We start from the raw sequence: 20261 nt of genomic DNA, 5'->3' as shown, positions 1-20261 counted from the left end.
GCCGTACTGGTAGCGGCGAGGCATGACGCGGTCACCGCCCGTCCTCCTCGCCCATGTACAGCCCGGCGAACGCCCTGGCGGCGGGCCCGGACTCCAGGAGCCGCCTGAGCCTGGCCCGTGCGGTGCCCGCCCGGAACCTGTCCCCGGACGACGCCCCGTGCAGTGCCTCCGAGAGCCACTGCGAGAACTCCTGGTACTGCCAGACGCGCCGCAGGCACGCCTGCGAGTACCCCGCGAGCCCGCTGTCACCGCCGCCCTCGCCGCCGCCGCTCCGGTCGCCGTCCCCCTGGTCTCCGCCCTCGCGCCCGCCGCCCCGGCCGTCCGTGATCAGCGCGTCCGCGAGCAGCAGTGCGTCGTGGATCGCGAGGTTCATGCCCTTCGCCGCAATCGGTGCGATCAGGTGCGCCGCATCGCCCGCGAGGTGGAGGCGGCCGTAGGACATCGGCTCCACCACGTAGTTGTGCATGTCCAGGACCACCTTCTCGACGAGCGGTCCCTCGGTGAGCGGCGGAGCCCCGGCCGCGCCGAGCCGGATGCGCAGCTCGTGCCAGACGCGCTCGTGCGGCCAGTCCTCCGGGGTGTCACCGGACGGCACCTGGAGGTAGTAGCGGGTGACTTCGGGGCCGCGGGCCATGTGGGCGCCGAACCCGCGCTCGTGGATGCCGAAGACCACACCGTCCGCCGAGGGCGGCGCCTGGGCCAGCAGTGCCAGCCAGGCGACCCCGTCGTCACGGCGGCTGACCGTGACTCCGCCCTCGGGTATCGCCGCCCGCGCGACCCCCCGCGCACCGTCGCACCCCGCGACGTGGTCGCATGCGATTCGGTGCCGGGAGCCGGTCAGCGGATCGGTGTACGAGACCACCGGCCGGTCACCGCCGATGCCGTCCAGCCGCACATCACGGACGTCGAAGCGAGCGTCCCCCGCCCCCTTGTCCACGTACGAGGCGAGCAGATCAGTCACCAACTGCGGTTGCGGATAGACGAAATGGCGCCGCCCGGACAGCTCGGCCGTCCGCACGGCGTGCCGCTCCCCGTCGAACCGGAACTCGAACTCGCCCTGGGTAGTGGCATGTTCGAGTATTCGGTCGGCGAGGCCGTGCTCGGCGAGTGCCCGTACCGCCCACTCCTCCATGAACCCGGCGCGCGGACGGCGTTCGATGAACTCCCTGCTCTCCGCTTCCAGGAGCACACAGGCGACGCCGCTGTCGCGCAGCCGGTTCGCCACCACGAGCCCGGCGGGTCCGGCTCCGATGACGACGACGGAGGTGTGGGTGAGAGCGGGGGGAGCCGTGGACACGTAGAGGGTTCCGTTCGGGTTCGGGGCGGAAGAGCGCCCGGGGGACACGGGAGGGCACGGGGGCGGAACTGCTGGTGATCATCCGCAGTATGGCGGCGGCCCGGCGGGCGCCGGCGCAGGGGCCCACGTTCGTTCCGCCAGGGAATGAGCCCCGATCGTTCGCGGGGGTCGGCAAGTTGCTCACTTCCCCAGCTGCCGGTCAGTCCCCTGGTGGCCGTGCCGGTGTCCCTGGATGCCACGACCGGAGCGGCGCCTCGGATACCTGAAAACCCCGGATGCTTGAAATGCCTCCTTCGAACTGCGAAGTCGACGGCATGTAAGCCTTTCGAAGCCACGGCATTCCGTTATCACTGGATGTGGGACAGATTCGCTCGTTCGGCAGACCCGTCGCGTCTTCCATCCGGTTGATGTGTGACTTTTTCTGTCTGCCGACCACTTGCTCACCAAGTCGGCGACTGCCTGGGCGCGTGTCCCCAGAAGAGAATGTTGCTGCTCGTGGCGTTGTGCGCTGTCCGGGTGAGCCCACCGTGCTTGTTCCCTGATTTACGTACCCGTGACGCCTAGGTTGTGACGCGGCGGAGTGCCTCAGGCACTCTCCGCCGCTATCCGTTCTCCGTCGCTATCCATTCTCCGTCGCTATTCACTCTCCGTGAAGGAGCGTCTCCGTGTCCAAGCACCCCTGCTGCGGCGTCCTGCGAGGTATCGCGATGCTCTTCACGGCATTCGGCAGCCACACCTTCACCTGACGTTCAAATAACCACCTGGGCGCTTCTCGCGGCCGTCCCCACTCCGTTCTGCGGTCACCCTTCAGGACACGGATTTCTGAACCGGACCCTCACTCGCCGCACCCGGCGCATTCCGACCCGCTTCGCAGAAAGGCATCAACGCGTGAACCTCGCTCCGAGAGAGATCGACAAGCTGCTCGTATACGTCGTCGCCAACCTGGCACACAAGCGCCAGGACCGCGGGCTGAAGCTCAACTACAGCGAAACCGTCGCCATCATCAGTGAAGCGGTGCTGGAGGCGGCGCGTGACGGGAAGACCGTTGCCGACTGCATGGAGCTGAGCAGGCACGTGCTCGGCGAGGACCAGGTCATGGACGGCGTGCGGGAGATGCTGCCGCTGCTGCAGATCGAGGCGACCTTCGATGACGGCAACAAGCTCGTCTCGTGCCACGATCCCGTCGGCGGCTGAGACGATGACGAAGCAGCACACGATCGCTGTCGTCGGTCACGAGAGCGACGACGGGCGCGGTCTGCGCGCGCTCCTCGTGCCGTCCGTGAGCACGGCAACCCCCGGCAGGGAGTTGTACCAGCGCGTCGCCGAGGCGCGCGGGCGCGGCGAGCGAGTGTGCGTGGTCCCCATGACGCTGGGGCGTGACCCCGAACTGGTCGCCGACGCGGCACGTACCTTGCGGTCCCTCTGCCCGGAAGACCGGAAAGTGACCGTTCTCGCCTCGTCCTTCGGTACGACCGGACATCTCATCGGCTGGCTCCGCGCCTCCGCCACGAAGGTGGCAACGGACACGGCACTGCTGGTCGTCGCGCCCACGGGCGACCCCTTCTCGGACGCTGAACTCTTCCGCGTGGCACGCCTCGTACGGCAGTACGCCAGGCACCGCACGGTGGAGGTCGCGCTGATCGGCGGCGATCCCGACCCGCGCGAGGGGCGGGCGCGCTGCGTGGCACTGGGCGCCGACGAGGTCGCGGTTCTCCTCGCCGGCTGGCCGGCCGTGCCCCCGGTCGACGACGCGCTGCCGCTGCTGACCCCCACCGCGCTCGCGGGAGTGCTCGCCAGTCGTGTCCACGAGGCCTGGCACCGTTTGGATCACGGCGACGACGGCGTCGAGCGCGGGCTGGCGAAGGCGCACGGCCACGGCTACGCCCACAGCCACGGACCGGGTGACGACCACGACCATGGCCCGGGTGACGCCCACAGCCACGGTCCGGGAGAGCCCCATTCCCACGGTGCCGGGGTGTTTCGCTCCCCCAGTGCAGGAGAACCCCACTCCCACGGCGTGAGGCAGGCCCTTACCCACGGGCAGTCCCCCGGCACCGCGTTTCATGCCCATTCCCCGAGCGAGCGAACGAGCGAGTCCGCTCAGGCCCTGGCGCGCTGACTCGCTCGCCGCCTCTCCCTCTCCGGTCCCTCTTCGGGTCGGCGACTCGCGCCGCTTGCCCCCCCATCCCAGTTCCCCACACTCCTAGGAGTCCGCGATGCCTCTTCCCGAGCGCTATATGTACGGCGAGGGAAAAATCGAGATCAACGCCGGCCGCCGCACCCTCAAGATGAGGGTGAGCAACACCGGTGACCGTGCCGTCCAGGTCGGTTCCCACTACCACTTCTTCGAGGTGAACTCGGCTCTCGACTTCGACCGGGACGCCACTCTCGGCATGCACCTCAACATCGCGGCCGGCACCTCCGTGCGCTTCGAGCCGGGCGGTACGCACGAGGTGGAGCTGTGCACCTTCGCGGGCACCGGACGCCTCACCGGTTTCAGCGGTCTGCTCAACGGCAGCGTCACCTCACATCCCGCCCGCGTTGCCGCCGTCGCCCGTGCCATGCAGCGCGGCTTCCGCGGAGCCGGCGAGGAATCGGCGAAGTCCAGCAAGAAGGGAAAAAACTGATATGCCCACGCTTTCCCGTAAGCAGTATGCGGAGCTCTTCGGTCCCACGGTCGGAGACCGGTTCCGCCTCGCGGACACCAATCTCGTGGTGGAGGTGGAGAAGGACTTCCGCGAGGGCATGTACGGCGACGAGATCGTCTACGGGGGCGGCAAGACGGCGCGCGACGGCATGGGAGCCAGTGCGCAGGCGACCGCGGCCCAGGGCGCGCTCGACCTCGTCATCACCAACGCCGTCGTGATGGACCCGATCCTCGGTGTGGTCAAGTGCGACATCGGTATCAAGGACGGCTTCATCGCCGGTATCGGCAGGGCGGGCAACCCGCAGACGCAGAAGAACGTGGACCCGCGGCTCGTCGTCGGTGCCGGCACCGAGGTCATCGCCGGCGAGCACCTGATCGCCACGGCCGGGGCGATGGATGCGCACGTCCACCTCATCTCCCCGCAGCAGTGCGAGCAGGCGCTCAGCAACGGCATCACGACCCTCTTCGGTGGCGGGACCGGGCCGACGGACGGCACCAACGGGACCACCTGCACACCGGGGCCCTTCCAGATCGCCCGGTTCCTGGAGGCCGCCGAGGGCCTGCCCGTCAACCTCGGCATCATGGGCAAGGGCAACGGCAGTCTCCCCGACGCTCTCGATGAGCAGATCGTGGCGGGTGCCGCTGCCCTCAAGGTCCACGAGGACTGGGGCGCCACCCCGGCTGTCATCGACAACGCCCTGACCGTCGCCGACCGGCACGACATCCAGGTCGCCATTCACACCGACACGCTCAACGAAGGTGGCTTCTTCGAGGACACCCGCTCCGCGTTCGACGGCCGCACCATCCATACCTTCCACAGTGAGGGCGCGGGTGGCGGCCACGCCCCCGACATCCTCCGGGTCACGGGCGAACCGAACATCCTGCCGTCCTCCACCAACCCGACGCTGCCGTACTGCAAGAACTCGGTGGACGAGTTGCTGGACATGGTCATGGTCTGTCACCACCTCAGCCACGGGATCCCGGAGGACGTCGCGTTCGCCGACAGCCGGGTCAGGGCGGAGACCATCGCGGCGGAGACCTTCCTGCACGACCAGGGCGTCATCAGCATGGTCTCCTCCGACTCCCAGGCGATGGGCCGTGTCGGCGAATCGGTCACCCGGACCTTCCAGATCGCGCACCTGTGCAAGGAGAAGCTGGGCGTTCTGGCCGAGGACACCGAGCGGAACGACAACCAGCGTGTGTTGCGCTATCTGGCCAAGGTCACCATCAACCCGGCCATCGCGTGCGGCATCTCCGACTACGTGGGCTCGCTCGAGACGGGCAAGCTCGCGGACATCGTGCTCTGGCCGATGCACTCCTTCGGAGCCAAGCCGAAGATGGTCATCAAGGGCGGCATCATCTCCTGGAGCCTGATGGGCGATCCCAACGCCTCGCTCCCGACCCCCCAACCGGTGTACTACCGGCCGATGTTCGGCCAGTCCGGGCGTGCCATGCAGTCCACGCACGTCACCTTCATGTCGCAGGCGGGTATCGCCGCCGGCGTCCCGGAGAAGCTCGGTCTGCAGCGACGCGTCCTGCCTGTGAGCAAGACACGCACCATCGGCAAGCACAACATGGTGCGCAACGATGTCGTGCCCGAGATCAAGGTGGATCCGGAAACGTACAAGGTGACCATGAACGGCCGGGTCGCCACCATCGATCCCGCCGAGAAGCTGCCGCTCAACAAGCTGTTCTTCCTGGCCTGATCCCATGTACAGCGAAGAGCAGAGCGCCGAGCAGCACCCCCTCCCGACGGTCGGCGAACACACCCCGGACCTCGACCGATTGCTCGTCAGCCTCCAACTGACGGACTCGGCCTTCCCCAGCGGCTTCTACACGCTGTCGCACAGCCTGGAAGGTTTCGCACAGGCCGGACTCGTGACACCGGAGACCGTGGGGGCACTGCTGCACGACCTTCTGCGCAACGGCGTCGGTCCCTCCGACGCCACCGCGCTGGCCCTCGCCCACCGCGCGGCGCGGGCCGGCGCGTGGGAGGAGGTGAGCGCCGTGGACACGCGCCTCCATGCGACGAAACTCAACCGCGAGATGCGGCAGGCAGCGCAGCGCACGGGCCGTCAGCTCCTGGATCTCGCGGCCGAGATCTTCGGGGAGCCCGGGATCGCTCAGTACCAGAAGACGGTGAGCGCGCGGCATGCGCCGGGGAACCAGGCCGTGGCGGCGGGAGTGGTGTACGCCTGCATCGGGGTGCCGGTGGGCCAGGCCGTCGCCTCCGACCTCTTCGCCTTCTGCGCCAGTTTCGCGGGCGCTGCCCTGCGTCTGCGGCTCACCGACCACCGGCGTGCCCAGGTCCTGCTCCGCGACACGGCCCACGTCATCCAGGAAGTGACCGAAGAGGCGCTGCGCCGTGAGCTGGCCGACCTCGGGGCGACCACCTTCCTCGCGGACGTCATGTCGGCCCGGCACGAACGCGCCGAGGCCCGTCTGTTCGCCACCTGATCCCTGTATCCGAACACCACCGAAGAGAGACAGCATGAGAGACAACGTTCTGCGCGTCGGTGTCGGAGGCCCGGTCGGCTCGGGCAAGACGGCCCTCATCGAAGCGCTCGTGCCGGTCCTGATTGCGCAGGGCCGGCAGCCGGCCGTGATCACGAACGACATCTACACCCAGGAGGACGCCGAACACGTCCGCCGTACTCTCGCGGGAGTACTGGACGCGGACCGGATCATCGGCGTGGAAACCGGTGCCTGCCCGCACACCGCGGTGCGCGACGACCCGACGATGAACCTTGCCGCCGGTGCGGAACTCCTGGAGCGGTTCCCCGACGTCGACGTCCTGTTCTACGAGAGCGGCGGCGACAACCTGACCCTCACGTTCAGCCCCGTGCTCGTCGACCTCTTCATCTTCGTCCTCGACACCGCCGAGGGCGAGAAGATGCCGCGCAAGCGAGGGCCGGGCATTACGGAGTCCGACCTGCTGGTCATCAACAAGATGGACATCGCCCAGTACGTACGTACCGATCTCACCGTCATGGAGTCGGACGCCCACCGGGTGCGGGGTGAGGGTCCCGTCGTCCTCACCGACTGCCTCACCGGCAAGGGCGTCGACGAGGTCGCGGCCTTCATCGACTCGCGCCGCGTCGCGCTGGTCTGAGATGAGGGCCACCGTGGACAGACTCAGTCCCGCGCACTACGAGCTGCCCAGGCTGCCGATGCCGTACCGAACGCTCTTCTCCGCGCCGGTGACCCTCGGGGCGGGGGCACCGGCGAAGGTCGGCATCCTCGACCTCGCCTTCGCGAGGCGGGGCGAGCGCACGGAGCTGGTACAGCGCTACCAGAAAGCGCCGCTGGAGATCATGCGACCGCTGTACGTGGACCCCGCCCTGCCGGGCATGGCCTTCACGTACGTGATGGCGACAGGCGGCGGGATCGCCCAGGCCGACCGCTACCGCCAGGACTTCCACTGCGGACCGGACACGCAGGCGCACTTCACCACGCAGGCGGCCACGAAGGTCTACCGCATGGAGGACAACTACGCGACGCAGGTCACCCATCTCAGCGCGGCCGACGGGGCGTACGTGGAGTACCTGCCCGACCCGATCATTCCCTTCCGCGGCGCACGCTTCCACCAGACGACGAGGCTGGAGGTGGCCGAACGGGCCACTGTCCTTTTCTCGGAGTCGATGGCGGCCGGCAGGCTCGCCCGGGGCGAGCGGCACGCCTATACCGTCCTCTCCAGCGATCTGGAGATCCGGCGGCCGGACGGTACCCTGCTCGCCGTCGACACCCTGCGGCTCACACCGGGGGAAGGGGGCGGCGTCACCGGCCCTGCTGTCTTCAGCGGCCTCGATCACCTCTCGTCCCTCTTCGTGATCAGTGATCGCTGTCCGGCCCAGGAAATCGCCGACGTCCTCGACGCCGCCGTCGCCGGACTGCCCCACGGGGCGAGTGTGCTGCCGGGTGACTGCGGTGCCTGGCTCCGTATGCTCGGCAGCGATCAGCCGGAGATCACCCAGGCGCTCCGCGCCGCCTGGGACGCCGTCCGCCGGCTGCTCACCGGGCACCCGGCACCTGACCTCCGCAAACCCTGAATTCCTCGCTGTGCGGAGGAGTCCCGCTCCTCGCTGTGTGGAGGAGTCCCGCCACCACGAGCCCGGCGGGTCCGGCTCCGGGGCACTTCGAAGGGTCGTGTGCGCAGCGGGGGCTACCCGCGTTCGGCGAACACGCTGATCAGCCGTTGAACATGGTGACCACACCGTGGGGTGCGTCGTCGCCGAAGAGCAGCTCGTGGAGGTCGTCGCCGTCGGCGGCGGCCTCGGCGCTGCGAGGGAAGAGGGCCTGCTCGTACGCGGTGAGCGCGGCCTCGACGTCATCGGGGTGCGCGGCGAGGGCCTTGCCGAGTTCGGCGCCGTCGTACATGGCCAGGTTGGCGCCCTCGCCGTTCGGGGCCGCGAGGTGGGCGGCGTCGCCGAGCAGGGTCACCCCCGGCACCCGGTCCCACCGGTGGTCGTTGGGCAGGGCGTTGAGGATGCGCAGGACCGGTGCGGTCTCGCCGTCGGTGATCAGCGCGGTGAGCTCCGGCGCCCAGCCGTCGAACTCCTCCGCGATCCGCGCGGCAGCCGCCGCGGAATCAGTGAAATCGATACCGGCGAACCAGTCCTGCGGCCTGGAGAGCGCCACGTAGGTATGGAGGGTCCCACCGCTCTCCCGGTGGGCCTGGATCCCCTTGCCCGGCGCGAGCGCGAGCATCGCCCCGCCGCCGACCGCTTTCGCGGCGGCCGGGTGCCGGGTGTCGCTGTCGAACAGGTAGGTCTCGATGAACGACCTGCCGATGTACTCGGGGGTCGCGCCGGAGAGCAGCGGCCGGACCCGCGACCACGCGCCGTCCGCGCCGACCAGCAGGCTCGTGACGACAGTGGCGCCGTCGGCGAAAGTCACCTCGTGGCGGCTGCCGCCGAGAGCACGGACGCCGCTGACCTTGTGACCCCACCGGACAGTGCCGGCCGGGAGCGATTCGAGCAGGATCCGTCGCAGCTCGCCACGCAGCACCTCGGGGCGCCCACGCTCGCTGTCGTCGTCGAACAGAACCGTCCCGTCCGAGGCGAGGACCCGAGTCGCCTCGCGGCCCTCCAGCACGAGGCCGCGGAACTCGTCCGTCAAGCCTGCCGCCTGCAGAGCCGGCTGGCCGTTGTCCTCGTGGATGTCGAGCATCCCGCCCTGGGAGCGGGCGGTCGGAGAGACCTCCGCCTCGTAGACCGTCGCCGGGATGCCGTGGACGTGCAGGACGCGGGCCAGTACGAGTCCGCCGAGTCCGGCGCCGATGATCGTGACGTCAGTGGTCATGGTGGGTTCCTTGCCTGTCGTACGCCTGCCGGGCGGGCACCCGGCAGGCCCTCTCTGGAATGCCGTTCCAATACCAGCCTGGAACGGCATTCCAGAGATGTCAAGCTGGAACGGGGTTCCAGACATGTGTCAGGATGCGTACATGGCAACGAGGACGCGTCGCACGGAGCGACGGGAGGAACCGCTCTCCCGGGAGCGCATCGTCGAGGCCGCGATCGAGCTGCTCGACACGGCAGGCGAGGGCGGACTCACGTTCCGCGCACTGGCCGAGCGTCTCGCCACCGGCCCCGGCGCGATCTACTGGCACGTCACGGGCAAGACGGAACTCCTCAACGCCGCCACCGACGCCGCCATCGCAGGCACCGCGACCGCCGACACCGCCGACGCGACGCCGCAGGAAGCGATCCGCGCCCTCGCGCTCGGCGTGTTCGACGCGATCGACGCCCACCCGTGGATCGGCACGCAACTCGCCGGCGCCCCGTCGCAGGCACCGATGCTGCGGGTCTTCGAACACCTCGGACGCCAGGTCCAGGCGCTCGGAGTACCTCACACCGCCCAGTTCACCGCCGCGTCCGCGCTGCTGAGCTACATCCTCGGAGTGGGCGGACAGAACGCGGCCAACGCCCGCGGCTGCCCGCCGGACACGAACCGGACCGAGTTCCTCAACACCGTCTCGGCCGCCTGGGCAGACCTCGACCCCGACGAGTACGCGTTCACCCGGAACGTCGCGGACCAACTACGCGATCACGACGACCGGGCGGAGTTCCTCGCCGGTATCGACCTCATCCTCACCGGAATCATCTCCCACCAGAGGCCGACCGGTCCGGCGCCGTCGTAGCCGGCTCGCGCAGCCTCGCCGGCCTGCGTGAGGTCGTGATCAGTGTTCGCGTTCTGCCTGCCGGTCTCCCACGCTTGGAACGGCGGCTCGACCTGGCAAGTCGGGTCACAACAGCTTTGCCAAGATCTTTTGATGTCAGCGTCCGGGCCATGGAACTCGTCCACGTCTTCGGTGTCATGCCGAGCTCAAGTGGGATGGCCTGTTCCCCGTGCCGCAAAGGGCCGATTCCGTGCGCGTGACACAAGGTGATGGAGGAGATCCCTAGAGTGATCGGCTTCGCACAGGGCGGAGTCATGACGAGGGAGTTCTCATGCGTATCGCTTCCACCGCACGACGGTCCTTGCTGGCAGGTGCGGGCGCGGCAGCAGCCCTCGCTCTGACCGCGGCGGCCCCGGCGTCCAGCGCCCCCAAGGAAAGTGGTCCTGACGACTGTTACCCGGGATGGGTGTGCTTCTGGCCGGAGGCCAACTTCGGCGGGCAGATGGAGGCGTACCAGAATCCGCAGATCCACTCCTGCGACAGCGTCCCCTCGGGCACGGTGCGCTCGATCGTGAACAGGGACAACCAGGACTGGACAGTCAGTCAGAGCTGGATCTGCAACGGCTACAGCAAGAAGGTCGCCTCCGGCGAGGTCAACCCCGATCTGGGTGACAGCTACGGCTACTGGAAGTAAGTAGTTCCGTGCCCAGCTCCGGCTGGGCACGGACGCCTGCCGTCCGTAGCTGATGATCTGCCGACTTTGTCGGTGGCGGGTTCGGCATGGTTACGGCAGCGGGATCAGCTCGCGGACACGTACGCGACGAAATCCGCCCACGCGTCAGAGGCGAAGCCGAGCTGCGGCCCCGGCACGTTCTTGGAGTCGCGGACGTGGACCGCGCCGGGTGCGGAGGCGACCTCGACGCAGTCGTTGCCGTCGCCACTGCTGCTGTAGCTGCTCTTGAACCAGTCCAGCTCGGCAGCGTCCCTGGCAGAGGGCCTGCGGATCATGTCTCCCCCAGAAGTTGCTCGATGAAGGCCAGCGACTCCCGTGGCGTGAGAGCCTGGGCCCGGATCATCCCATAGCGCAACTCAAGGATCCTGAGCTGCTTCGGGTCTGAGACCGGACGGCCGCTGAACGCGCCCTCGGAACGCCCCACCGCGCTACCGTCGGGGAACTTCAGAACCTCGATCAGGCCACCTGTCCCGGGGTGTTCCTCGCAATGGGTCGGCATCACCTGGATCGCCACATTACGCAACTGCCCTACTTCCAGGAGGCGTTCGAGTTGTCGGCGCCGCACCATTGTGCCTCCGACCGGACGGCGAAGCGTCACCTCCTCCTGAACAAAACTCAGCGACGGGAGAGGGTCCCGGTCGAAGATGGCGCGTCGGGCCATACGCGCAGCCACCACGCGGTCCATCTCGTCCAGCGTGTAGGCAGGCAGCCATGATGCGAACAGGGCCCGCATATGCCCCTCGGTCTGCAACAAGCCATTGATGTTGTGGTGGTGGTACGCCTCAAGCTCGACGGCCTTCGCCTCAAGCTTGGCCAGATCCCGAATCTTCTTCGGGTAGCGGACCTCGACCACGTCCTTCTTCATCGCGGCGATCTTCCCGCCCGCGCCCAGCACTCCGTCCGCCCGGTCCAGGAACTCCGGGCGGGGGATGCGCCTGCCACCCTCCACCTTGTAGACCAGATCCTCCCCGTACCCGATCGCGCCCCCCAGCTCGCTCGCCCGCAGGCCTACCGACTCCCGCCACGCCTTGATCTGGCGACCCACCGCTGCGACCACTGCCACACCGGACTCGTCGTCAGGATCGACGTCCCAGCCGGGCTCGTCCGCGCCGCCGTCCCCGCGCTCCGTACCGGCCTCATCCACGCTCATCCGTGCCCCGCCTCCGACGTGTATGACGTTCTTGCTCAACCCTGGTCGTCCCCCGCACGTCACCCCGGACAGCCGGGACAGCACCGGACAAGCTCGGGACAATCACCGTACGTAGGCGTCGTGTCACTGTTCACGGTAGGCGGGAATGGCCACGCTGAGTGACATGACGCAAGAACTCACCCGAACCGAACCCTCCGCTTCCACCCGGCAGTTCACCGTGCTGCTCTCCCCCACCCGCCGGGGCGCGCGGCTCGCGCGGCTGCTCGCCGCCGCGCATCTGGGGGCCTGGGGGCTGCCTTCGGAGTCGGCCGCGCACATCGTTGCCGAGCTGGCCACCAACGCCGCCGTCCATGGCCGAGTGCGGGGCAGGGGCTTCCAGTTGAGCCTCGCCGTGCACGGCGACTCGCTACTGCGGATCGAGCTGACCGACACCCGGGGCGACCGCCTCCCACCCACCGTGCCCGGCAGTACGGCCCGCCCCGCCGACGACGCCGAGTCCGGGCGGGGGCTGCTGATCGTCGAAGCGCTCGCCGACCGCTGGGGTGTGACCCCGGGCCCCGTGCCCCGCAAGGTGATCTGGGCGGAGATCGACCTCGCACGGTGACCGCCGCCACCGCGTCGCGGTCGTCCACGACCCGGTCAACCGCGACGCGGCGACGCGCGACATCAAAGACTCAAAGAAACGGGGAAATTACCTTCCCCACCCTGCCCGTCACCACTCTCACCCGCCGTCACTCACACGGGTGAATTTCGCCAATTCCGCTGGGTTTGGGACTGGTTGGCGGGCATATGCTCGCGGCGACCACCACCCAGACATGCGACGGCCCCCGGCCGGGACTGGCATCCCGAACGAGGGCCTGACCACCGAGGAAGCGGACCTTCCCGATGGATACCCAGCAGATTAGCGCTCCCCCGCGCACCCCGTCCCCCGTTCGCGGGCGTGCCACACCGGCATCCGGTGTCGTGCACATCAACTCCCACCACACCAGCCGCTACACGGTCGTCGGCAACCACCTCGCCCAGCACCGCGAGCTCTCGCTGCTGGCGATCGGGCTGGCCGTACACATCCAGTCGCTGCCCGCCGGAGCCAAGATCGGCATCAAGGCCCTGGCCGGCCGTTACCCGGAGAGCGAGACCCGGATCGCCGCCGCGTTACGCGAACTTGAGGCACACGGTTACCTGGAACGCACCCGGGAACGCCTGCCGAGCGGGCGGGTCATCACCCGTACGGTTTCGTACAATCAGCCGGGCGCCGTCGCGCTCCCTCCGGTGGCGCCCAGCACGCGGCCCGCGCCCGGCCGCGCGGCCCGCCCGCAGGCGCCCATGCCCTCCGCCGCGCCGGAACCCGTACCGCCGCCGGAACCCCTGTCGCAGCCGGACCGAACCCCCGTGCCACGCAACCCCGTTCCCGCTCGCCCGTCGCTCCCCCAGCCACAGGCCCACGACCTGGAGCGCCATCGTGCGGCCATCGACCTGCTGGCCGGTCTGCGCCGCCACGACCCACGGCTGTTGCTCTCCGCGCACGACGTGCGCCGCCTCGCCCCGGCCGTCGCGGCCTGGCTGGAACGCGGCGTCGGGTCCGAGACCGTCAGCCATGCCCTCAGCACCGGCCTGCCCGACCCGCTGACCCGCCCAGCCGGACTTCTGGCCCACCGCCTCACCGAGCTTCTCCCACCACCGCTCCCTGCGGCCCCGGACTCCGTACAGCGCCCGGACCCGCTCCAGAACTGCGACCGCTGCGACCGCGCCTTCCGGGCCCCGGAGCCAGGCACGTGCCGCAGCTGTCGAACCGACGTGCGGCAATCCGCCGCATGAACCACGACCACCCGCACACACATGAACGGAACTACATGGTCAGCTCGCCCCATGAGGCAATGCACCGGGTCTTCCAGGAGTACCCGGGCCTCTTCTCCCGTGTCTCGGAGGTGTTAGGAGCCACCTTCCCGCCGCCCGTCTCCGCCACGGTCCTGCCCAACGACCTCACCGAAACCAACCCGCTCGAACGCCGGGTCGACACCCTTCTGCGTATCGAGACGGAGGAGGACGGGCCGTTCCTCCTCGCCGTCGAGGCCCAGGGCAAGAAGGACGTCGACAAGCCCGCCAGCTGGGCGTACTACTTCTCCTACCTGCTCAACAAGTACCGGCTGCCGACCACGCTGCTGGTCGTCTGCCAGGACCGTGCCACCGCCGAATGGGCCGCACGCCCGGTGCCCCTCGGCGCGCCCCAATGGCCCGTGCTCACGCTGCATCCACTCGTCGCGGGACCGCACAACATCCCGGTCATCACCGATGTCGCCGAGGCCCGCAAGGACCTGGCACTCGCTGTCCTCTCCGTCATCACACACGCCGGTGATCCGGACGTCGGTGCCATACTGAAATCGCTCTCCGGCGCGCTGCGGGACACCCCGGAGGCAATCGCCGCCCCCATCGTCGAACTCACCACACAAGGCCTGGGCAACCGTCCGGTCGCACAACAATGGAGGAACCTGGTGGCCGTGGACCTCTCTTTCTACACGTCATCCATCTCGGAAGAAATCCGGGACGAAGGCCGAGTCGAAGGCCGAGTCGAAGGCCTCCTGCTCATCCTGGAGGTGCGCGGCATCGCCGTCACCGACGAGATCCGCGAGAAGATCACCGGCTGCGGCGACCCCGAGCTCCTGCACCAGTGGCTCAACCGGGCCGCTACCGCAGCCACCGCAGAGGAGATCTTCACCGAGGACTAAGGGCTGGCCGGTCCGGTCGGCCGGTCCGCTGAGACCAGCCACGATGTGCTGATCAGCCGGACCGTGCCGTCCGCCGCCTCCTGGGCGCGAAGATGGTCCGTCAGGGCGCGGCGGGCGCGTGATCGCGTGGCCGCGTCGGCCTGCTCCATCAGGTGGCGGCCGGGGCCGGTGCCCAGGAGGAACTCCGCCGCATCCCCGGCGCCGTGTCCCCAAACTCCGTACGCCTGCGCCTGGTTGATGCGCACGTCGGTGAATCCGGCTGCGGCGAGCACCGCCCGGATACGGTCCGGGGCTGCCAGGGAGAACATGCCTGGCAGCCCCGGCCGTCCGAAGTCCCCGGTGGGCAGGATGTCGCGCAGCGACGCCATCGCCGTGACCCAGCCGTTGAGCGCGGCATCGGCCGGGCAGACGAACGTCAGGCGCCCGCCGGGCCGTAGTGCCCGGCCGACATTTCCGAAGGCCGCCTCGGGGTCGGCGAAGAACATCACCCCGTAGCGGCTGACCGCCGCGTCGAACGAGCCCTCCTCGAAGGGGTGCACCTGGGTGTCCCCCTGCACGAAGGATGCGTTCGTGATGCCCTCCAACTCCGCGCGGGCCCGCGCCTCGGCCAGCATCGGACCGGACAGGTCGAGGCCGAGCGCGTGGCCCCGGGGCACTCTGAGCGCCGCCAGGCGCGTGGTCTGCCCGGAGCCGCAGCCGAGGTCGAGGACCCGGTGGTCCCCGGTGATCCCGGCAGCATCGAGCAGCGGCTCGTCGAAGCCCTCGTTCACCGCGTTCCAGCGGTCCTGGTTACGGGCCCAGTGGGAGCCTTCCTGACCGTTCCATGCCTGCGCCTGCTCGGTGTTGACAACGTCCGACACGGGGTTCCCCTGGGGTGAATGACAGATAATGGGCGTGCGCCCAAACAGTATGGGCACATGCCCAAACGAGCAACCTCCTTGACCAGTCGCGGGGTTGACCCATTCGACGGCGTCGGCCCCTTCGACGGCAGCGGCATCGGAACGGAAGAGAGACCCCTATGTCCCCACGCGGAGTGACGACCCCGGACGTACGCGAGCGGCTGTTCGCTGCGGCCGAGCGTGTCGTGGAGCGGGACGGGCCAGGCGCACTCACCAGCCGGGCCGTCACCACCGAGGCCGACTGCGCCAAGGGGCTGTTGCATACGCACTTCGCGGGGCTCGACGCGTTCGTGGCCGAGCTCTGCCTCGACCGGTTCGCACGGACAGCCGCGAAGGCGCAAGCACTGTCGCAGCTCGCCGGGCAGGGCACGGTGGCGCGGAACCTCGACACCGTCGTCCTCGCGCTGTTCGACTCCGCCGGCCCGGCTCTCTCCGGCCTGGCCATGAGCCGAACCGTCACCGCGCGGCTGATCCGAGAGGCCCTGAAAGGCGGGGCGCCCGGCCTCACCGCGATCGAGGAGGCCATCACCTCGTATCTCGCGACCGAACAGAAGCTCGGCCGAGTCGCCGGGACCGTCGACCCGAACACCGTGGCCCTCGCCGTCGTCGGCACCGCCCACCATCTCCTGATGACCAGCTGGCCGGGCAGGCCCGACCCGCAGCCCCTCATGACGCGCCTGGTGGCCACCCTGGTGGACGGCCAAGGACTGCCGGGATGATCCTCGACGGAGCCGCCACCGGACAGCGGCGGGGACAGCTGCGGGGACGGCGGCGCCAGTATGAACAGCGCCCGCTCGTGGTGCCCGTGCCGGTCCGGGCGGCGATTACGCTGCGGGCATGACCCCCGCAGCGATCCCCGCGTACCGACGTCTCAGCGTCGAGGAGCGCCGAATACAGCTCCTCGACGCGGCCCTGTCGCTGTTCGCGCAGCGCGCGCCGGACGAGGTGTCGCTCGATGACGTGGCCGAGGCGGCCGGGGTCTCCCGGCCGCTGGTCTACCGGTACTTCCCCGGCGGCAAACAGCAGTTGTACGAGAAGGCGTTGCGCTCCGCGGCGGACGAGCTGGAACAGTGTTTCGCCGAACCGCAGACCGGGCCGCTGACCGTACGGCTGGCCCGGGTGCTCGACCGCTATCTCACCTTCGTCGATCAGCACGATGCCGGGTTCTCCGCGCTGTTGCAGGGCGGGACCGTCGCCGAGACCTCCCGGACCGGGGCGATCGTGGACGAGGTGCGGCGGGCCGCGGCCGAACAGATCCTGGTCCACCTCGGGGTCACGGCGCCCGGTCCGCGGCTGCGCATGATGGTGCGGACCTGGATCGCCGCCGTCGAGGCCGCTTCGCTGATCTGGCTCGACGAGGAGAAACGGCCGCCGCTCGCCGAACTCCGCGGCTGGCTGATCGACCATCTCATCGCGCTGCTCGCCGCGACCGCGGCGACGGACCGCCAGACCGCGGAGGCCGTGCGGACGGCGCTGGCGGCGGAGAGACCCGACGGCGCGGCCGGGGTGCTGGCCCGTCGGCTGCTGCCCGTCGTGGGCGAGACCGCCCATCTGCTGACCGGGCCGACCGGCGCGGAGTCTGCCGCGTCCTGACGGCCCGGTATGCGTCGTCAGTCAGACTGGCCCGGTGAAGAGCGAAGAAACCCTGTTCGTGGGCGGCCCGCTGGACGGGCGCGTACTGCCGATCCTGCTGGGGCCGACTGGTCAGCCGCCGAAGGTGTACGAGGTCCCCGTCCCTGACGCGGCGGGCGGCCCGCCGACCGTGCTGGTCTACGTACGCACTCCGGCCGGGCACACCAAGCGGCTGGGGATCCAGCGCGGCTGGCGGTACGAGTACGCGCCCGAGGGGCGGCCCCGCACGCTGAAGTGGCCTTGGTCGAAGCCGCAGCCGAATCCGCAGTCGCAGTCGCAGTCGCAGCAAGAACCGGAGCCCGGCACGAAACCTGACGCATAGCCAGGAACCGCGCCGGGGCTCCCCTGTCCGGGTGACCGTATTGCGCCGGGTCGACCACCTGTGAGGCGACAGCAGCCGCTTCGCCACATGCTCGTTCCGGGGCGGACGGACCGCCCCGGAAGCAGAGGTGATGTGGTGTCAGGCAGGCTGCTCCGATTCATCTGCACGACGGCGCTGGCCACGGTGATCGTCTCCGGGTCGTCGCCCGCGCTCGCCGACCCCGACGTGACCCGCGGCCCGCTGCCCGCGCCCCCGCCCCGGCCCGTAGCGGCCGACCCGGTCGGCACGGCCCGTCCCGCCGTCTCGGCCAGCCCCGACGCCTCCACCGCAGATCCGGCCACGGACCCGGTCGCAGATCCCGCCGCAGACCCCGCCGCAGATCCGGGCGCGCACCCCGCCGCGAACCCCGGTTCCCCCGACGGAGCCCCGCTCGCCCCCGGCGCCCCCGCCGATGCCGTACTGGGGCGGCTTCGCCGTCTCTACCAGCAGTCCGAGGCGGCCGGGCAGAAGTACCGGGCCACCGTGGACGCGCTCAAGCGCCAGCGGTCCGCCACCGTGAACGTCACCGCCGGTCTGGCGAAGGCACGGATGGAGCTCGCGCAGAGCCGCAACGCCGCGGGCCAACTGGCGCGAGAGCAGTACCAGGGCAGGTCCGGGCTCTCCCCGTACCTGAGTCTGCTGCTCGGCAACGACCCCCAGCAGGCACTCGACGAGAGTCACCAGCTGCAGCAGGCGTCCGCCGATCTGCTGGCGAAGGCGAAACGGCTCACGAGCGCCGAACACCACGCGGACACCCTCACCACCGCCTCACGCGCCGCACTGAACCGCCAACAGGCTCTCGCCGCCCGGCAGAAGAAGGAGTACGCCACGGCCGAGGCCCGGCTCCGGCAGGCGGAGGCGCTGCTCGCCACGCTCACCCCGGGCGAGGCCTCCGACGTGAAGGCACTGGACCAGGCGGACACCAGCGCGGCCCAGGACCAGTTGCTCACGTCGGGCGCGCTGAGCGGACCGCAGGCGGCGGCGTCGCAGCGGGGGCTGAAGGCGGTGCGGTACGCGCTCACCCAGGTCGGCAAGCCGTACCTCTGGGGTTCCACGGGCCCGGACTCCTTCGACTGTTCCGGGCTCACCTCGCAGGCCTGGGCCCACGCGGGCCACACCATCCCCCGCACCAGCCAGGAGCAGTGGCGGCAGCTGCGCAAGGTATCGCTGCGGGCCCTGCGCCCCGGCGACCTGATCGTCTACTTCCCGGGGGCCACCCATGTCGCGCTGTACATCGGCCACGGGCAGGTGGTCCAGGCGCCGCGCCCCGGCGCCGAGGTGAAGGTCTCGCCCCTCGCGTCGAATCCGGTACTGGGCGCGGTCCGCCCGGACGCCGGAGGTGATCCGGAGTCCGGGCGGCATGCCGGAACCGACGGTGGAGCCGGTACGGGAAGTGGGGCCGGTGCCGGTGCCGAAGGCCAGGCCGGGACCAGCGATCAGGCCGGGACCGGGAATCAGGCTCCGGAGACCTCGGCCAGGTAGGCGTTCGTCTTCTCCGGCTCGAAGAAGAAGTTCTCGAAGTCCGCGGGGTTGTTGAAGCCGTTCGCGAAGCGGTCGGCCACCGGCTGGAGCTGGCCCGCCGCGCCGATCAGGTTCAGTACGTGCTCCGGGGGGACGCCCAGCATGGCGTTCGTCCACTTGGTGACGTGCTTCGCCGTCTCCCAGTACTGGTCGAAGGTCTGCTGCATCCACGCCTCGTCGAAGGGCTGGTCGCCCCGGTCGACGATGGAGCCCAGGTAGGAAGCGGCGCACTTCGAGGCCGAGTTGGAGCCCTGGCCGGTGATCGGGTCGTTGGCGACGACCACGTCGGCGACGCCCAGGACCAGACCGCCGCCGGGCAGCCGGCCGATCGGGTTGCGGACGGTGGGGGCGTAACGGCCGGAGAGGGTGGCGCCCGCGTCGGTCAGTTCCACGCCGGTGGCGCGCGCGTACTCCCACGGCGTGAACTTCTGCATGAGCTCCAGCGTCAGCGCCAGGTGCTCGGAAGGGTCCTTGATGCCCTGGAAGGCGTCCAGCGGGCCGCCGGGTATGCCCTCCCAGAACAGGATGTCCGCGCGGCCGGAGTTGGTGAGGGTCGGCATCACGAACAGCTCGCCGACGCCCGGGACCAGGTTGCAGCGGACCGCGTCGAAGTCGGGGTGCTCGGGGCGGACGCCCATGCCGTGCACGTACGCCACCGCCAGCGCGCGCTGCGGCGCGGTGAACGGCGAACGCGAGGCGTCCCGGCCGAACATCGAGACCAGCTCGCCCTTGCCCGCCGAGACCATCACCAGGTCGTACGTCCGGGCGAAGAAGTCCAGGTCGGAGACTGCCGCACCGTGGATCACCAACTGTCCACCGCGCTGCGCGAACGTCTCCATCCAGCCGGCCATCTTCACCCGCTGGTCGACCGACTGGGCGTAGCCGTCGAGCTTGCCCACCCAGTCGATGGCGCGGGAGGAGTCCGGGGCGGCCACGGAGACGCCGAGCCCTTCGATCTTCGGGGCCTGGGACTCCCAGAAGTTGAGCTGAAGGTCCCGCTCGTGCTGGAGCGCGGTATGGAACATGCACTGCGTGGACATGACCCGGCCGGAGCGGATCTCATCGGCGGTGCGGTTCGACATGAGAGTGACCTCGTAGCCCTGTGACTGAAGTCCGAGGGCCAGCTGGAGTCCGGACTGGCCGGCTCCCACGATGAGTATCTTCCGCATGGCGGGTTGTT

General features: G+C 69.7%; 22 protein-coding genes. 16 read left to right on the top strand and 6 right to left on the bottom strand.

Features of this window, described 5'->3' with window-relative positions:
- Positions 1-31: 31 nt before the first annotated feature.
- Positions 32-1297: a 4-hydroxybenzoate 3-monooxygenase gene (locus OG709_RS24995; RefSeq protein ID WP_329167715.1), complete on the bottom strand. Its 1266-nt coding sequence runs from the start codon at positions 1295-1297 to the stop codon at positions 32-34.
- Positions 1298-2185: 888 nt separating this feature from the next.
- Between OG709_RS24995 and OG709_RS24990 the strand changes: the two genes are divergently transcribed.
- The 7 genes from OG709_RS24990 to OG709_RS24960 all read left to right on the top strand — a co-directional run bounded on the left by OG709_RS24990 (position 2186) and on the right by OG709_RS24960 (position 7993).
- On the top strand, positions 2186-2491 hold the full coding sequence (locus tag OG709_RS24990) for an urease subunit gamma (protein WP_250297868.1): 306 nt from the start codon (positions 2186-2188) through the stop codon (positions 2489-2491).
- 4 nt (positions 2492-2495) lie between these two features.
- Positions 2496-3416 (top strand): sirohydrochlorin chelatase, encoded by a 921-nt coding sequence (locus OG709_RS24985; protein ID WP_329167714.1) that lies wholly within the window; start codon positions 2496-2498, stop codon positions 3414-3416.
- 97 nt (positions 3417-3513) lie between these two features.
- Complete coding sequence (locus tag OG709_RS24980; protein ID WP_250297870.1) at positions 3514-3924, top strand: urease subunit beta; 411 nt, start codon at positions 3514-3516, stop codon at positions 3922-3924.
- A 1-nt stretch (position 3925) separates the two neighbouring features.
- Complete coding sequence (gene ureC, locus OG709_RS24975) at positions 3926-5650, top strand: urease subunit alpha (protein ID WP_250297871.1); 1725 nt, start codon at positions 3926-3928, stop codon at positions 5648-5650.
- Between the two features lie 4 nt (positions 5651-5654).
- Positions 5655-6401: an urease accessory protein UreF gene (locus OG709_RS24970; RefSeq protein ID WP_329167713.1), complete on the top strand. Its 747-nt coding sequence runs from the start codon at positions 5655-5657 to the stop codon at positions 6399-6401.
- Positions 6402-6435: 34 nt separating this feature from the next.
- Positions 6436-7056: an urease accessory protein UreG gene (gene ureG, locus OG709_RS24965; protein WP_250297873.1), complete on the top strand. Its 621-nt coding sequence runs from the start codon at positions 6436-6438 to the stop codon at positions 7054-7056.
- 1 nt (position 7057) lies between these two features.
- Entirely contained in the window at positions 7058-7993 is a 936-nt protein-coding gene (locus OG709_RS24960; RefSeq protein ID WP_374211187.1) for an urease accessory protein UreD, read from the top strand.
- Between the two features lie 139 nt (positions 7994-8132).
- Here OG709_RS24960 and OG709_RS24955 read toward each other — a convergent pair whose 3' ends face one another.
- A complete protein-coding gene (locus OG709_RS24955; RefSeq protein ID WP_266640779.1) occupies positions 8133-9245 on the bottom strand; it encodes an FAD-dependent oxidoreductase in 1113 nt (370 codons plus the stop codon).
- Between the two features lie 142 nt (positions 9246-9387).
- On the opposite strand from OG709_RS24955, the gene OG709_RS24950 reads away from it, so the two are divergent.
- Both OG709_RS24950 and OG709_RS24945 read left to right on the top strand, forming a co-directional pair.
- Complete coding sequence (locus OG709_RS24950; protein WP_250297875.1) at positions 9388-10083, top strand: TetR/AcrR family transcriptional regulator; 696 nt, start codon at positions 9388-9390, stop codon at positions 10081-10083.
- 310 nt (positions 10084-10393) lie between these two features.
- Entirely contained in the window at positions 10394-10756 is a 363-nt protein-coding gene (locus OG709_RS24945; RefSeq protein WP_329167712.1) for a peptidase inhibitor family I36 protein, read from the top strand.
- Between the two features lie 104 nt (positions 10757-10860).
- Here OG709_RS24945 and OG709_RS24940 read toward each other — a convergent pair whose 3' ends face one another.
- Both OG709_RS24940 and OG709_RS24935 read right to left on the bottom strand, forming a co-directional pair.
- Positions 10861-11070: a DUF397 domain-containing protein gene (locus tag OG709_RS24940; protein ID WP_329167711.1), complete on the bottom strand. Its 210-nt coding sequence runs from the start codon at positions 11068-11070 to the stop codon at positions 10861-10863.
- Positions 11067-11945 (bottom strand): helix-turn-helix domain-containing protein, encoded by an 879-nt coding sequence (locus tag OG709_RS24935; RefSeq protein WP_329167710.1) that lies wholly within the window; start codon positions 11943-11945, stop codon positions 11067-11069. Before OG709_RS24935 ends, OG709_RS24940 begins: the two co-directional genes overlap by 4 nt.
- Positions 11946-12108: 163 nt before the next feature.
- Between OG709_RS24935 and OG709_RS24930 the strand changes: the two genes are divergently transcribed.
- From OG709_RS24930 to OG709_RS24920, 3 genes are all read left to right on the top strand, one after another.
- A complete protein-coding gene (locus OG709_RS24930) occupies positions 12109-12549 on the top strand; it encodes an ATP-binding protein (RefSeq protein ID WP_326694025.1) in 441 nt (146 codons plus the stop codon).
- 281 nt (positions 12550-12830) lie between these two features.
- Entirely contained in the window at positions 12831-13760 is a 930-nt protein-coding gene (locus OG709_RS24925) for a helix-turn-helix domain-containing protein (protein WP_329167709.1), read from the top strand.
- A gap of 35 nt (positions 13761-13795) precedes the next feature.
- Positions 13796-14668, top strand: a complete 873-nt coding sequence (locus OG709_RS24920) for a hypothetical protein (RefSeq protein ID WP_250298023.1) — start codon at positions 13796-13798, stop codon at positions 14666-14668.
- Here OG709_RS24920 and OG709_RS24915 read toward each other — a convergent pair.
- Positions 14665-15528, bottom strand: a complete 864-nt coding sequence (locus OG709_RS24915; RefSeq protein WP_250297887.1) for a class I SAM-dependent methyltransferase — start codon at positions 15526-15528, stop codon at positions 14665-14667. The two genes, OG709_RS24920 and OG709_RS24915, sit on opposite strands and share 4 nt — an antisense overlap.
- A 158-nt stretch (positions 15529-15686) precedes the next feature.
- On the opposite strand from OG709_RS24915, the gene OG709_RS24910 reads away from it, so the two are divergent.
- From OG709_RS24910 to OG709_RS24895, 4 genes are all read left to right on the top strand, one after another.
- Complete coding sequence (locus OG709_RS24910) at positions 15687-16286, top strand: TetR/AcrR family transcriptional regulator (protein ID WP_329167708.1); 600 nt, start codon at positions 15687-15689, stop codon at positions 16284-16286.
- A 118-nt stretch (positions 16287-16404) separates the two neighbouring features.
- Positions 16405-17160 (top strand): TetR/AcrR family transcriptional regulator, encoded by a 756-nt coding sequence (locus OG709_RS24905; RefSeq protein ID WP_329167707.1) that lies wholly within the window; start codon positions 16405-16407, stop codon positions 17158-17160.
- Positions 17161-17194: 34 nt separating this feature from the next.
- Positions 17195-17521, top strand: a complete 327-nt coding sequence (locus tag OG709_RS24900) for a hypothetical protein (RefSeq protein ID WP_329167706.1) — start codon at positions 17195-17197, stop codon at positions 17519-17521.
- Between the two features lie 135 nt (positions 17522-17656).
- Positions 17657-19042 (top strand): C40 family peptidase, encoded by a 1386-nt coding sequence (locus OG709_RS24895; RefSeq protein ID WP_329167705.1) that lies wholly within the window; start codon positions 17657-17659, stop codon positions 19040-19042.
- Here the strand turns inward: OG709_RS24895 and OG709_RS24890 are convergent.
- A complete protein-coding gene (locus tag OG709_RS24890) occupies positions 19015-20250 on the bottom strand; it encodes a styrene monooxygenase/indole monooxygenase family protein (protein ID WP_250297892.1) in 1236 nt (411 codons plus the stop codon). The genes OG709_RS24895 and OG709_RS24890 overlap by 28 nt on opposite strands.
- Positions 20251-20261: the final 11 nt, after the last annotated feature.

Source organism: Streptomyces sp. NBC_01267, assembly GCF_036241575.1.
In the GTDB taxonomy this organism is placed as follows: domain Bacteria; phylum Actinomycetota; class Actinomycetes; order Streptomycetales; family Streptomycetaceae; genus Streptomyces.
Note: the sequence above shows the minus strand (reverse complement) of the source record. Positions and strands in the feature narration are given on the sequence as shown.

Coding starts and splice junctions, on each gene's coding strand:
- OG709_RS24920 (WP_250298023.1), top strand. CDS start 13,796: ATGGTCAGCTCGCCCCATGAGGCAATGCACCGGGTCTTCCAGGAGTAC.
- OG709_RS24940 (WP_329167711.1), bottom strand. CDS start 11,070: ATGATCCGCAGGCCCTCTGCCAGGGACGCTGCCGAGCTGGACTGGTTC.
- OG709_RS24970 (WP_329167713.1), top strand. CDS start 5,655: ATGTACAGCGAAGAGCAGAGCGCCGAGCAGCACCCCCTCCCGACGGTC.
- OG709_RS24985 (WP_329167714.1), top strand. CDS start 2,496: ATGACGAAGCAGCACACGATCGCTGTCGTCGGTCACGAGAGCGACGAC.
- ureC (WP_250297871.1), top strand. CDS start 3,926: ATGCCCACGCTTTCCCGTAAGCAGTATGCGGAGCTCTTCGGTCCCACG.
- OG709_RS24980 (WP_250297870.1), top strand. CDS start 3,514: ATGCCTCTTCCCGAGCGCTATATGTACGGCGAGGGAAAAATCGAGATC.
- OG709_RS24910 (WP_329167708.1), top strand. CDS start 15,687: ATGTCCCCACGCGGAGTGACGACCCCGGACGTACGCGAGCGGCTGTTC.
- ureG (WP_250297873.1), top strand. CDS start 6,436: ATGAGAGACAACGTTCTGCGCGTCGGTGTCGGAGGCCCGGTCGGCTCG.
- OG709_RS24960 (WP_374211187.1), top strand. CDS start 7,058: ATGAGGGCCACCGTGGACAGACTCAGTCCCGCGCACTACGAGCTGCCC.
- OG709_RS24905 (WP_329167707.1), top strand. CDS start 16,405: ATGACCCCCGCAGCGATCCCCGCGTACCGACGTCTCAGCGTCGAGGAG.
- OG709_RS24925 (WP_329167709.1), top strand. CDS start 12,831: ATGGATACCCAGCAGATTAGCGCTCCCCCGCGCACCCCGTCCCCCGTT.
- OG709_RS24955 (WP_266640779.1), bottom strand. CDS start 9,245: ATGACCACTGACGTCACGATCATCGGCGCCGGACTCGGCGGACTCGTA.
- OG709_RS24945 (WP_329167712.1), top strand. CDS start 10,394: ATGCGTATCGCTTCCACCGCACGACGGTCCTTGCTGGCAGGTGCGGGC.
- OG709_RS24935 (WP_329167710.1), bottom strand. CDS start 11,945: ATGAGCGTGGATGAGGCCGGTACGGAGCGCGGGGACGGCGGCGCGGAC.
- OG709_RS24950 (WP_250297875.1), top strand. CDS start 9,388: ATGGCAACGAGGACGCGTCGCACGGAGCGACGGGAGGAACCGCTCTCC.
- OG709_RS24930 (WP_326694025.1), top strand. CDS start 12,109: ATGACGCAAGAACTCACCCGAACCGAACCCTCCGCTTCCACCCGGCAG.
- OG709_RS24890 (WP_250297892.1), bottom strand. CDS start 20,250: ATGCGGAAGATACTCATCGTGGGAGCCGGCCAGTCCGGACTCCAGCTG.